General features: G+C 62.7%; 12 protein-coding genes. 9 read left to right on the top strand and 3 right to left on the bottom strand.

Annotated features, from left to right (window positions below; genetic code table 11):
* Positions 1–142: 142 nt before the first annotated feature.
* From FJV80_RS24270 to FJV80_RS24240, 7 genes are all read left to right on the top strand, one after another.
* Positions 143–778 (top strand): DUF1326 domain-containing protein, encoded by a 636-nt coding sequence (locus FJV80_RS24270; RefSeq protein ID WP_095788328.1) that lies wholly within the window; start codon positions 143–145, stop codon positions 776–778.
* Between the two features lie 9 nt (positions 779–787).
* Positions 788–1,648 carry a DUF2182 domain-containing protein gene (locus tag FJV80_RS24265; RefSeq protein WP_142877624.1) on the top strand — a complete coding sequence of 287 codons (861 nt, stop codon included), beginning with the start codon at positions 788–790 and terminating at the stop codon, positions 1,646–1,648.
* A gap of 382 nt (positions 1,649–2,030) precedes the next feature.
* Entirely contained in the window at positions 2,031–3,059 is a 1,029-nt protein-coding gene (locus FJV80_RS24260) for an amino acid ABC transporter substrate-binding protein (RefSeq protein ID WP_095770605.1), read from the top strand.
* Positions 3,060–3,121: 62 nt separating this feature from the next.
* A complete protein-coding gene (locus FJV80_RS24255) occupies positions 3,122–4,309 on the top strand; it encodes an amino acid ABC transporter permease (RefSeq protein WP_095791698.1) in 1,188 nt (395 codons plus the stop codon).
* Positions 4,310–4,313: 4 nt separating this feature from the next.
* Positions 4,314–5,471, top strand: a complete 1,158-nt coding sequence (locus FJV80_RS24250) for an amino acid ABC transporter permease (RefSeq protein ID WP_095770603.1) — start codon at positions 4,314–4,316, stop codon at positions 5,469–5,471.
* 23 nt (positions 5,472–5,494) lie between these two features.
* Positions 5,495–6,298: an amino acid ABC transporter ATP-binding protein gene (locus tag FJV80_RS24245; RefSeq protein WP_010915400.1), complete on the top strand. Its 804-nt coding sequence runs from the start codon at positions 5,495–5,497 to the stop codon at positions 6,296–6,298.
* 108 nt (positions 6,299–6,406) lie between these two features.
* Entirely contained in the window at positions 6,407–7,072 is a 666-nt protein-coding gene (locus FJV80_RS24240) for a TIGR02117 family protein (RefSeq protein ID WP_142877623.1), read from the top strand.
* Positions 7,073–7,137: 65 nt separating this feature from the next.
* Here the strand turns inward: FJV80_RS24240 and FJV80_RS24235 are convergent, their stop codons facing one another.
* The gene (locus FJV80_RS24235) at positions 7,138–8,376 is read right to left on the bottom strand and encodes an FAD-dependent monooxygenase (protein WP_142877622.1); all 1,239 of its coding nucleotides are present in this window, start codon (positions 8,374–8,376) and stop codon (positions 7,138–7,140) included.
* Positions 8,377–8,395: 19 nt separating this feature from the next.
* A complete protein-coding gene (locus tag FJV80_RS24230; RefSeq protein WP_015318409.1) occupies positions 8,396–8,641 on the bottom strand; it encodes a zinc-finger domain-containing protein in 246 nt (81 codons plus the stop codon).
* A 228-nt stretch (positions 8,642–8,869) separates the two neighbouring features.
* Between FJV80_RS24230 and FJV80_RS24225 the strand changes: the two genes are divergently transcribed.
* Positions 8,870–11,071, top strand: a complete 2,202-nt coding sequence (locus tag FJV80_RS24225) for an RNA degradosome polyphosphate kinase (protein ID WP_142877621.1) — start codon at positions 8,870–8,872, stop codon at positions 11,069–11,071.
* Positions 11,071–12,606 (top strand): exopolyphosphatase, encoded by a 1,536-nt coding sequence (ppx, locus tag FJV80_RS24220; protein WP_142877620.1) that lies wholly within the window; start codon positions 11,071–11,073, stop codon positions 12,604–12,606. Before FJV80_RS24225 ends, ppx begins: the two co-directional genes overlap by 1 nt.
* Before the next feature lie 20 nt (positions 12,607–12,626).
* On the opposite strand, the gene FJV80_RS24215 is transcribed toward ppx, so the two are convergent.
* Complete coding sequence (locus FJV80_RS24215; protein ID WP_142877619.1) at positions 12,627–13,049, bottom strand: DoxX family protein; 423 nt, start codon at positions 13,047–13,049, stop codon at positions 12,627–12,629.
* Positions 13,050–13,190 lie beyond the last annotated feature (141 nt).

The following is a 13,190-nucleotide window of genomic DNA, read 5'->3' as shown; positions in this document are numbered from 1 at the left end:
GCTGCGAAACATATATAATAAGTCTCTAATATTAATCACCGGATTGCCTCGATCAGATGCTGCCGGATGGTTTTGGCAGGGTTCCTCCTGATCTCCCGGTCCGGGTATCGCGCTCACAGAGCGCCGCAAGGGGAGGAATGCCATGCCCAACGTCAAATGGACGATGAAGGCGCGCGAATTCGTCAACTGCAATTGCGCCTATGGCTGCCCATGCCAGTTCAACGCCATGCCCACACACGGCTTCTGTCAGGCGGTTGCCGGCATCGAAATCGAGAGCGGCCATCACGGAGCCACCAAACTCGATGGATTGCGGCTCGTCGGGATTTTCCGCTGGCCCGGCGCCATCCATCAGGGCGGCGGCGAAGCAGCGGTGGTTGTCGACGAGAGGGCGAGCGAGGCCCAGCGTGAAGCGCTGCTTCGCATACTGGGCGGGCAGGACACCGAACCAGGCGCGACAATATTCGAGTTCTTCTCGACCACGCTGGAGAAATTCCATGACCCGATCTTTGCCCCGATCGAGTTCGAGGTCGACGTCGACGCGCGAACCGGACGGCTGCATGTCGAGGGCGTAGCCGACGGTCATGGCGAGCCGATCAAGAATCCGGTCACCGGCGCCGAGCATCGGGCACGCATCGACCTGCCGCACGGCCTCGAATACGCAATGGCCGAGATCGGGCGCGGCTGGACCAAGGCGACAGGCCCGATCAAGTTCGGGGTGGCCGATACGCACAGTCATTTTGCCAATCTGCATCTCACGCAGAGCGGCGTCGTCCATTGAGCTGATCCAATGGGCGACAGGGCCTTGGAGGCGGTGCTGCGGCGCGACCGCACGGTCGTGATGGCCGCGCTCGTCGTGATTGCGGTGCTCGCCTGGGCCTATGTGCTGTGGCTTGCCATCGACATGGCCATGCCCGAATCCCCGATGCCGGCCGGAGCAAGCGGCGATATGGCCGCAATGGACATGTCGAATATGGACATGGCTGGAATGGATGTGGGCGCCGCCGTGGCGCCTGGCTTCCGAGCCTGGACACTCGCCGATTTCGCTTTCATTTTCACGATGTGGGCGGTGATGATGGTCGGCATGATGACGCCTTCGGTCGCGCCGCTGCTGCTGCTCTATGCTGGCATCGGCCGCAAGGCGCAGGCGGCTGGCCGCCCCATCGCTTCGACCGGATGGTTTTTTACCGGCTATCTCACCGTCTGGATCGTCTTCAGCATCGCCGCGACCGGCGCGCAATGGCTGCTCGGCCGGCTGGCCCTGCTCGACCCCTCGATGGCAACCGACAGCACGATCCTCGGCGGCCTCGTCCTGATCGCCGCCGGCCTCTATCAATGGACGCCGATCAAGGGCGTCTGCTTGCGCCAATGCCAGGGGCCGATCGGGTTCCTCATGAGCCATGGCGGGTTCCGTTCCGCGCCGCTCGGTGCGATTCGGCTAGGCGTCGATCACGGCCTCTATTGTCTGGGCTGCTGCTGGGCGCTGATGGCCCTGCTGTTCGTCGGCGGCGTCATGAACATCCTGTGGATCGCCGGTATCGCCATCCTCGTTCTCCTGGAAAAGACGGCCACGAGCGGGCCGTTGATCTCGCGCATTTCCGGCGCGCTGATGGTGGCGGCCGGCGTGTGGTTGATGTCCCGTGCGCTTTGACGGCGCAGGTCCGATGACAGTCTTCGGCCATGCCAATTCATCCGGTATCCAGATCAGGGACGCCAAGCTGGCGCCAGTTATGGATTTCGCCGCTGGCCCGCATTTGCGTTGAATGCGCTTTGCCGACTTTATTCGCGCCGTGACTAAAATGCGGGCGCGTTTGTCTGCAATTCGGGCATTTCAGGCAATCGATTTTCAAAGACGTTCGGATTCGGTCATTTCCCTTGACCTCACAGGAATTATCGCCTTCGATGCTGTTCGTGAATGGGAGGCGGCGCGTCGGTTACGATGCGGGATTCCGGGAATGGGCTGGAATGGGAACTGCGTTCACACGGGAAAAAAGATCAGGTTTTGCCTGAAAACAGAAAAGGGTCTGTGGGTCATGAAACATATTGCTATCGGCATCCTTGGCGCCGCTACGCTCGGGTTTATGGCGTCGGCAGCGTCGGCGACGACGCTCGACACCGTCAAGGCGAAGGGCTTCATCCAATGCGGTGTCTCGACGGGTCTGGCCGGTTTCTCGGCGCCCGACGACAAGGGTGACTGGCAGGGCATCGACGCGGATTTCTGCCGCGCTGTCGCGGCCGCCGTCTTCGGTGACGGCACCAAGGTCAAGTTCACCCCGCTCAGCGCCAAGGAGCGCTTCACCGCGCTGCAGTCCGGCGAGGTCGACATCCTGTCGCGCAACACCACCTGGACCATCAATCGCGACACGGCGCTTGGACTGAATTTTATCGGCACGACCTACTATGACGGCCAGGGCTTCATGATCAACGCCAAGAAGCTGCCGGGCGTCAATTCGGCGCTCCAGCTCTCGGGCGCGGCCGTGTGCGTGCAGAGCGGCACCACCACCGAGCTCAACCTCGCCGACTACTTCAAGGCGAACAAGATGGAGTACAATCCGGTCGTCTTCGAGAAGCTCGAAGAGGTCAACGCCGCCTATGACGCCGGCCGCTGCGATGTCTACACCACGGACCAGTCGGGCCTTTACGGCATCCGCCTGACGCTGGGCTCGCCGGCCGATCACGTCGTGCTACCCGAGATCATCTCCAAGGAGCCGCTCGGACCGGCGGTGCGCCAAGGCGACGACCAGTGGTACCACATCGTCAAGTGGACCTATTTCGCGCTGCTTGACGCGGAGGAACTCGGCATCACAAAGGCCAATGTCGATGAGATGAAGAACTCGGCCAGCCCGGAGATCAAGCGCGTTCTCGGCCAGGAAGCCGACACCAAGATCGGCACCGATCTTGGCGTCTCCAATGACTGGGTCGTCAATATCGTCAAGGCCGTCGGCAATTACGGTGAAATGTTCGATCGCAATGTCGGCTCGGGCAGCCCGCTCAAGATCGCGCGCGGCATCAATGCGCTGTGGACCAAGGGCGGCCTGCAATACGCTCCGCCGATCCGCTGACCGAAATGTGATCCGGAAGGCAGATATCTGCCTTCCGGTTTCTCTTTTCAGGGGACGGGCACATGGCATCGCAGGAAGTTCTTCGCGAGGAGTCCAGCAGGGCTTCCTTCATCAATGACCCGAAGATACGCAGTCTCTTCTTCCAGACGCTGGTCGTCATCGTCCTGTTCGGTTCCGTCTGGTGGATCGTGCAGAACGTCATCGACAATCTGCAGCGCCTGCACATCGCCTCCGGCTTCGGCTTCCTCAGGGGACGCGCCGGATTCGACATTTCGGATACGCCGATCGCCTATACGTCGGACTCGACCTATGGCCGCGCCATCGTCGTCGGCCTGATCAACACCATCATCGTCGCCGTGGCCGGCATCATCACCGCCACAATCATCGGCTTCGTCATCGGTATCGGCCGCCTGTCGCAGAACTGGCTGATCCAGAAGATCTGCACGGTCTATGTGGAGATATTCCGCAACATCCCGCCGCTGCTGGTCATCTTCTTCTGGTATTCCGGCGTGCTCGCCGTGCTGCCGGCGCCGCGTGACAGCTACCATCTGCCCTTCGGCTCCTTCCTCAACCAGCGCGGCTTCTACTTTCCCCGCCCGGTCTGGGGCGAGGGCTCCTGGCTTATCGTCGTCGCCCTGCTTGTCGGTATTGCCATGGCCTGGTTCGTCGCCCGCACGGCGCGCCAGCGGCAGATGGCGACAGGCCAGCAGTTTCCGGTGCTCTGGACCTCGGTGGCGCTGATCATCGGCCTGCCATTGCTCGCCTATGTGCTGAGCGGCTTTCCGCTGAGCTTTGATCTTCCCAAACAATCGACCTTCAATCTGACCGGCGGCTTTCAGGTCAAGCCGGAGTTCCTGTCGCTTTATCTGGCGCTGTCCTGCTACACGGCGGCCTTCATCGCCGAAATCGTGCGCGCCGGCATCAGGGGCGTGAGCAAGGGCCAGACCGAGGCGGCGGCGGCACTTGGGCTGCGGTCCGGGTCGATCTTGCGGCTGGTTGTCGTGCCGCAGGCCATGCGTATCGTCATCCCGCCGCTGACCAGCCAGTATCTCAACCTGACCAAGAACTCCTCGCTGGCGATCGCCATCGGTTATCCGGACCTGACGGCGACCGCCGGCACGGTCCTCAACCAGACGGGACAGGCGGTCGAAGGTGTGCTGATCATGATGATCGCCTATCTTATACTTAGCCTGGTGACCTCGGCCGTCATGAACGTGGTCAACGCCAGAATGGCGCTGGTGGAAAGGTAGAGCCATGCAGGAACACGATATGTCCTGGGTGCGCACCGAAATGGCCTTGGCGCAGCCTGCGCCGACAAGTGTGCGCGGCCCAGTGGCCTGGGTGCGCAAGAACCTGGTCGGCACGGTCGGCGACACCATCCTGACCATCCTTGGCATCGCCATCGTTGCCTGGGTCCTGCCGCAAGTCATCAACTGGGCGTTCATCAATGCCGTGTGGACCGGGCCGGACCGCACGGTCTGTGCGACTGCCGCACAGGGCGGCATTCAGCCGGAGGGCTGGACGGGCGCCTGCTGGGCATTCGTCAACGCCAAGTTCGGCCAGTTCATGTTCGGTACCTATCCGATCGAGGAGCGCTGGCGGCCGATCCTGGTTGCCATCCTGTTCGTGGTTCTGCTGGTGCCGATGCTGATCCCGCGTGTGCCGCGCAAGGGGCTGAATGCCATCCTGCTCTTCCTGGTGCTGCCGATCGTCTCGTTCTTCCTGCTGATTGGCGGCGTGTTCGGCCTGCCGCATGTCGAGACCTCGCGCTGGGGCGGCCTGCTGGTCACACTCAGCCTGTCCTTCGTCGGCATTGCCGTGTCGTTGCCGCTGGGCACAGTGCTGGCGCTCGGCCGGCGTTCGAAAATGCCGATCATCAAGACGCTGTGCGTGATCTTCATCGAAACGGTGCGTGGCATCCCGCTGATCACCGTCCTGTTCTTCGTCAGTGTCATGCTGCCGCTGTTCCTGCCCGCGGGCGTCACTTTCGACAAGTTCCTGCGGGCGCTGATCGGCGTGTCGCTGTTTGCCGCCGCCTATATGGCCGAAGTCGTGCGTGGCGGCCTGCAGGCGATCCCCAAAGGCCAATATGAAGGCGCCGATTCACTCGGGCTCGGCTATTGGCAGAAGATGGGGCTGATCGTACTGCCGCAGGCGCTGAAGCTGGTCATTCCCGGCATCGTCAACACCTTCATCGGCATGTTCAAGGACACCAGCCTGGTCCTCATCATCTCGATGTTCGACCTGCTTGGCGTCGTCAAGCAGAACTTCTCGGACGCCAACTGGGCGACGCCGCAAACGGCCAGGTCCGGCCTAGTGTTCGCCGCCTTCGTCTTCTGGCTGTTCTGTTTCGGCATGTCGCGCTATTCAATGTACACCGAACGCCGGCTCGACACCGGCCACAAACGCTAACAAAAGAATAAGGGGACCCTGTCATGGCCACCGAAAACGCCGTCAGCGCCGAAGAGATCAAGGTCAACGCCGCCAAGATGCACATCTCGACCACCGATGTCGCCATCGACATCATCGCCATGCACAAATGGTACGGCGAGTTCCATGTGCTGAAGGACATCAATCTGAAAGTGATGCGCGGCGAGCGCATCGTCATCTGCGGCCCGTCGGGTTCCGGCAAATCGACGATGATCCGCTGCATCAACCGGCTGGAAGAGCATCAGAAGGGCAAGATCATCGTCGACGGCAAGGAACTGACCAACGATCTGAAGAAGATCGACGAGGTGCGCCGCGAGGTCGGCATGGTGTTCCAGCACTTCAACCTGTTCCCCCACTTGACCATCCTGGAGAACTGCACGCTGGCGCCGATCTGGGTGCGCAAGACACCGAAGAAGCAGGCCGAGGAAATCGCCATGCACTTCCTCAAGCGGGTCAAGATCCCGGAACAGGCCAACAAATATCCTGGCCAGCTTTCCGGCGGCCAGCAGCAGCGCGTGGCCATCGCACGTTCGCTGTGCATGAACCCGCGCATCATGCTGTTCGATGAGCCGACCTCGGCGCTCGACCCGGAAATGATCAAGGAAGTGCTGGAGACGATGGTTGGTCTGGCCGAGGAAGGCATGACCATGCTGTGCGTCACCCACGAGATGGGCTTTGCGCGGAAAGTCGCCAACCGCGTGATCTTCATGGATCAGGGCCAGATCGTCGAGCAGAACACGCCGGCCGAGTTCTTCGACCACCCGCGCCACGAGCGCACGAAACTGTTCCTCAGTCAGATCCTGCACTGAGCGGTTCCACACCGAGCGCAAGAGCCCCGCCGCACATCCCCCGGCCGCAATGCGGCCGGGCTCTTTGCTTGCGGATCCGCTGATGCGGTTGGCGGCGGGGCGTCATCGATGAGAAAAGTCCTGCGTTTCCTCTTCATGGTGCTGGCCGCGATCGTGCTTGCGGCGACCCTCGGCACGCTGGTGCCGCGCCCGCTCTGGCCGGCGGCGTCGGCGGGCGAGGGCACGCGGCATATACTGGTGCTGAAGAACCCGATCCATACCGATATCGCCATTCCGGCGGACGCCGCCGTACGCAAGCGCTTCCACTTCCTGGCAGACGCCGGGCTGCCGTCCGATGCGCCGGAAGTGCGCTACATCGTCTTCGGTTGGGGCGGCCGCGCCTTCTATCTGGAAACACCGACCTGGTCCGAGCTCAAGGCCGTTCCGGTGATGAAGGCGCTGACCCTCGACGCCTCGGTCATGCATGTGGATGTCGCTGGCGCTATCGTCGAACCGCATCCCGATGTTGCCGGCTTCGACATTGGTGATGATCAGTTCGCGGCGCTGCTCGATTTCATCGAAGCCAGTTTTCAGCAGGGGCCTGGCGGCCCGATCGTTATCGAGAATGCGGCCTACTCCAGCTTCGACCGCTTCTATGAGGCGAACGGCCATTTCAATGCGGTGGTCGGCTGCAACACCTGGACCGCCGCAGCGTTGCGTACCGCCGGCCTGCGCACCGGCTGGTGGAACCCGCTGCCGGTGTCGCTGGGATGGTCGATGCGGCTGTACAATTGAGACTCCGCGATGGTTCCAAGATCTGGCGCTGGCGCCAAAGCTATCCGGTTCTATTGCCTCGACACCTACCGCCTGACGACCTTCGGTTCCTCCCAACCATAAAGCCAGTCGAGGTCGGCAGCGAGCTTCTCCGCAGGCCGCGTCGCCAGCACGAGGTTGCGGGCCAGCGCCACCGGGCCTCGGGCGTGCCAGGCAAGCCGGTTGAGCGCGCCACGCTTAAGGACCTTCTCCACGCGCGGTCGCCGGAGATTTTCCCAGATGGTGAGGCTTTGGCGCGGATCGGCGCGAAAGTCGGCGACCAGCGTGGCAAGCGTCGCGGCATCCTCGATTGCCATTGCCGCGCCCTGCGCGGCGAACGGTGTCATCGCATGCGCGGCATCGCCGATCAGCGCAATGCCGGTTGGCATTGTCCAGGGCTGCTTCTGCTCCACGGTGTGCAGCGGCCAGGTCAACCATGGGCCGGCCATTTCCACCAGCTTGACGAGTCCTGGCGCGGTGCCGCGAATGGCGGCAGATAGGATGCCGGGATCGGCACGGCCGGACCAGCCCTCGGCGATGCGCTCGCCTTTGGTGAAGGCGACGAGATTGAAGGCGTCGCCCTTGCTGACGGGATAGGCGACCATATGGAAACCCGGATGCAGGAAAGTCGTGACGCAATCGGCCGCGCCGATCGAGGCAAAGGCTTGTCCGGCGCTGCTGTCGGCCGCAACGGTGGTGCGCCAGGCCAGCTCTCCCGAAAAACGGCTTCTTGGCGATGCCATCCTTTTTGCATCGACAAGCGCGCGCACCGACGACCAGACGCCATCGGCGCCGACCAGCAAGGAGCCCCGTTCCTCTGCCGTCTTGCCGCCGATCTCGACGGTCGCCGTGACACCATGGCCGCCAGTCGCAATTTTTTCGACGCGCGCCCCGAGCGTGAGATGGACATCAGGCATCTCTGCCACACACGCCATCAGCGCAGTCTGCAGGTCGGCGCGATGGGCGACGAGATAGGGAGCGCCCCAGCGGCTTTCACCTGATTGTCCCAACGGCACGCGCGCCAATTGGCGTAACGTCCTGGCATCCCTCAGCACCACGGCCTCTGGCCGCACCGTCGCCGGCAGCAGCCGGTCGAGCACGCTGAGGTCACGCAGGATGCGTGTGGCGTTGGGAGAAAGTTGGAGGCCGGCGCCTACGGCTTCCAGGCGCGGTGCTTGCTCGAACACCTGCACGCGATAGCCGCGTTTGGCAAAAGCAAGTGCGGCAGTCAGCCCTGCGACGCCCGCTCCGGCGATGACGATTTGCCGGGAGCGCTGGTCGTCCATCAGGTCCGTCGGGAAAGAATCAAGCGGCCTGGTCGATGTAAAGGCAGCCTGCCGGCAGCGTTTCCGTTGCCTTCAGCTTCGGCGAATAGCGGTAAAGCGTCGAGCAATAGGGGCAGACTTTTTCATTGTCGTCGCCCATGTCGAGAAACACATGCGGGTGGTCGAAAGGCGGATTGGCGCCCGTGCACATGAATTCCTTGACCCCGATGTCGATCGCCGGATGGCCGGCATCGTTCTGGAAATGGGGAATGGAACCGCCTGCCATCGTCGTCTCCTTAACGCAGTCTCGCATGCATCTGGATCATAACAGGTCTCTTTGCAAGATCGATGAAATGAAACTGTCGCAAAACCCTGTCAGAGGATAAGTTGAGCCGGTTAAGCGTGTGACCGCGGATGCCAAGCGATTCCGCGACTGATCACGCTTCACGAAGGCATGTTTGAGCGTTCATCGTCGTCTGGCGGCGCTCCAAGGGAACGGTTGTGGGCAGGGACAATGAACGAACTGAAGCCGGTGCAGAGCGAATTCGTCAATGTCGAGGTGGCCAATTCAGAGGGCGGCAACCCGGATCGCTTCGTCAACCGTGAGTTTTCCTGGCTGCAATTCAATCGCCGCGTTCTCGAGGAATCGCTGAACACCCACCATCCGCTGCTGGAACGCGTCCGCTTCCTGTCGATCTCCGCCGCCAATCTCGATGAATTCTTCATGGTGCGTGTCGCCGGCCTCGCCGGCCAGGTGCGCGAAGGCATTACGCTGAAAAGCCCTGACGGCCGCACCCCCGAACAGCAGCTCGAACAGCTGCTGCGCGAGGTCGAGCGGCTGCAGGAAGACCAGCAGAAGAGCCTTTCGGCGCTTACCGTGCTGCTCAACAAGGAAGGCATTGAGAGCATCACGCGCGATGCCCTGACCAAGGACGAGAAGGTCTGGCTGGAAGAGCATTTCCAGGACCAGGTGTTTCCGGTGCTTACCCCGCTGTCGATCGACCCGGCGCATCCGTTCCCGTTCATTCCCAATCTCGGCTTCTCGATGGCGCTGCAGCTGCGCCACCGCAAGAATGGCGAGGAGATGAGCGCGCTCCTGCGTCTGCCGGTGGCGCTGAAGCGCTTCATCCGGCTTCCCGATCGCAAGCACCATGTCCGCTTCATCCCGCTTGAGGAGGCGGTCGGTCTCTATATCGGCAAGCTGTTTCCGGGTTATGAGGTCAAGGGTTCCGGCACATTCCGCATCATCCGCGACAGCGATATCGAGGTCGAGGAGGAATCGGAAGATCTGGTGCGCCTGTTCGAGACGGCGCTGAAGCGCCGCCGCCGCGGCTCGGTGATCCGCATCGAGTTCGACAGGCTGATGCCTGCTGAACTGCGCGATTTCGTGGCCGGTGAGCTCGGCGTCTCGTCCAGCCGCATCAGCGTGCTGACCGGTCCGCTGGCGCTCAGCCAGATCTCCGAGATCGTCTCCGTCCCCCGCGACGACCTGAAGTTCACCCCCTACAATCCGCGCTTTCCTGAGCGTATCCGCGAGCATGGCGGCGACTGCTTTGCCGCTATCCGCGAGAAGGACATCATCGTCCACCACCCCTACGAATCCTTCGACGTCGTTGTGCAGTTCCTGCGCCAGGCGATGGCCGATCCGGAAGTGGTGGCGATCAAGCAGACGCTTTACCGAACCTCCAACGATAGCCCGATCGTGCGCGCGCTGGTCGACGCGGCCGAAGCCGGCAAGTCGGTGACCGCGTTGGTCGAGCTTAAGGCGCGTTTCGACGAGGAGGCCAACATCCGCTGGGCGCGCGACCTCGAGCGCGCCGGCGTGCAGGTCGTGTTCGGGTTCCTCGAGTTGAAGACCCACGCGAAAATGTCGCTGGTGGTGCGGCGCGAGGATGGCAAGCTGCGCAACTACGTGCATCTGGGCACCGGCAACTACCATCCGGTCACCGCGCGCATCTACACCGACCTGTCCTTCTTCACCACCGATCCGACGATCGCCCGCGACGTCGCCCAGCTGTTCAATTTCATCACCGGCTATGCCGAGCCGACCGCCGAAATGCGGCTGGCTATCTCGCCATTCACGCTGCGCAACCGCATCCTGCAGCACATTTCCGACGAAGTCGCGCATGCGCTGGAGGGAAAGCCGGCGCGCATCTGGATGAAGATGAACGCGCTGGTCGACCCGATCATCATCGACGCGCTCTATGATGCCAGCCGCGCCGGGGTCGAGATCGACCTCGTCGTGCGCGGCATATGCTGCCTGCGGCCGCAGGTGCCGGGCCTGTCGGAAAACATCAGGGTCAAGTCGATCGTCGGCCGCTTCCTCGAACACAGCCGTATCTATTGTTTTGGCAATGGCTATGGCCTGCCCTCGGACGAGGCGATCGTCTACATCTCCTCCGCCGACCTGATGCCGCGCAATCTCGACCGTCGCGTCGAGACCATGGTGCCGATCATCAATCCAACTGTGCATGAACAGGTTTTGGGCCAGATCATGCTGGGCAACATCATGGACAATCAGCAAAGTTTCGACGTATTGGCTGATGGAACCTCCCGGCGCGTGGTGCTGGAAGAGGGCGAGGAACCGTTCAACGCGCAGGAATATTTCATGACCAATCCGAGCCTGTCGGGACGGGGTGACGCGCTGAAGTCGCATGCGCCCAAGCGCATTGCGCAGTTCAAGCGCCGCAAGAAGAACGCTGCAGCGTCCGCCTGATGCTGTCTGATTCCCAGGGCCGGCTGCAGGACCGCCGACCGCTATCCATCATCGACATCGGGTCGAATTCGATTCGCCTCGTCGTCTATGAAGGGCTGGCGCGCTCGCCGACCATGCTGTTCAACGAAAAGATGCTCGCCGGTCTTGGCCGCGGCATCGTTTCGACCGGAAAGCTCGACCCCGAGGCGGTGACCCGCTCGATGGAAGAGTTCCGCCGCTTTCGCGCGCTGTCCGATCAGGCTGGCGCCGAGCATATTTATGTCCTGGCCACCGCCGCGGCGCGCGAGGCGATCAACGGTCCGGATTTCATCCATCGCGCCGAAGAGGTCCTCAAGACCGAGATCCGCGTGATCAGCGGGCGCCAGGAGGCCTATTATTCGGCCCTCGGCGTCATCTCCGGTTTCCACCCGGCCAATGGCATCGCCGGCGATCTGGGCGGCGGCAGTCTCGAACTGGTCGACGTCAATGGCGAGGCGATCGGCGACGGCATCACGCTGCCGCTCGGTGGCCTGCGCCTGCAGGACATGGCGAAGAACTCGCTTGCCCAGGCACAGAAGATCGCGCGCGACGAACTGGCGCGCGCCAAGCTGTTGAAAGGCGGGCAGGGCCGGCCCTTCTACGCCGTCGGCGGCACCTGGCGAAACCTCGCCCGCCTGCACATGGAGATGACCAACTACCCGCTTGGCGTCATGCACCACTACGAGATGTCGGCCGACAGCGCGACGAATTTTCTCAAACAGGTGGCCAAAGCCGAGATCGAGAAGGTCAAGGGGATCGAGGGCGTCTCGAAGAACCGCCGCTCGCTGCTGCCCTATGGCGCCATAGTGCTGCAGGAGATCATGGCGGCGATGCAGCCGTCGAAGATCATCGTCTCGGCGCTCGGCGTGCGCGAAGGTTTTCTCTATTCGCTGCTCGACGAGGCCGAGCAGAAGGCCGATCCGTTGATCTCGGCGTCCGAGGAACTCGCCCGTTTGCGCTCGCGCTCGGTCACCCATGCGCATGAATTGGTCGACTGGACTGCCAAATCCTTCGCCGCCTTCGGTATCGACGAGACCGAGGACGAGGCGCGCTACCGCCACGCCGCCGCATTGCTGGCCGACATCGGCTGGCGCGCGCACCCGGAATATCGCGGCAGGCAATCGCTCAACATCATCGCGCACGCCTCTTTCTTCGGCGTCGACCATCCCGGCCGTGCCTTCCTGGCTTTGGCCAACGCCTATCGTCACGACGGCATCTTCAACGAATCCATCGCACCTGAAATCAAGGCGCTGGCTACGCCGCGCTATCTCGAGCGGGCTCGCGTGCTGGCGGCGATGATGCGGGTGGTCTACCTGCTGACGGCCTCGATGCCCGGCATCATGCCCAGGCTGAAATGGGAGCAACGCGCCAACGGCGTGCTGGCGCTGGTGCTGCCGGCATCGCTCTCAGATCTCTACGGCGAGCGGCCGGCCGGCCGCCTAGCGCAGCTGGCGCGGATCACCAACCGCAGGCTCGTGCTGGCCGTGGAGGGTGGACCGAGCGTGTCGGTCAAATAGGGCGTTCTGCTGACCGAGGCTCAGGTTACGTCCGCACCGATAGCGAAACCGCGACCGTCGGCCGACCAAGCGCCGGCACCGGCTATCGCCAGCGCCAGGAAGCCGCCTGATATGGCAATGTCCTTCATCAGCATCTGCTGGTGAAGGAAGGCGAGTGTCGCATCGCCGGCCCCTTGGCCGTGATGGCCGATGAAGCCGGCAACGACGCAGAAGGCCGCCAAGAGCAGCGCCACGATCCGGGTCTGAAAGCCGATGAGGATCAGCAAGCCGACGACCAACTCGAACAGGCCCGTGCCCCAGGCGGCGAGCGTCGGCAGCGGCAGGCCGAGGCCGGCAAAATAATCGGATGTGCCGGCAATGTTGGCGAGCGCCTGGAAGCCGGATGGTACGAACAGCACGGCAAACAGCAGTCGCGAAACCAGAAGCAATGCATCGCGGGTCATGGCCACCTCCCTTGCCGGCGCCCTTTTGGGCTCGAGCCGGCTGCCTCGAAGTCTACGCCTGTGAGGCCTCCGCCGAAACCGGACCGGCTATTCCGGACAACGAAAAAGCGGCGCGGGAAATTCCGCGCCGCGGCGGGCGCG

This window comes from Mesorhizobium sp. WSM4310 (assembly GCF_007003935.1).
In the GTDB taxonomy this organism is placed as follows: domain Bacteria; phylum Pseudomonadota; class Alphaproteobacteria; order Rhizobiales; family Rhizobiaceae; genus Mesorhizobium.
Note: the sequence above shows the minus strand (reverse complement) of the source record. Positions and strands in the feature narration are given on the sequence as shown.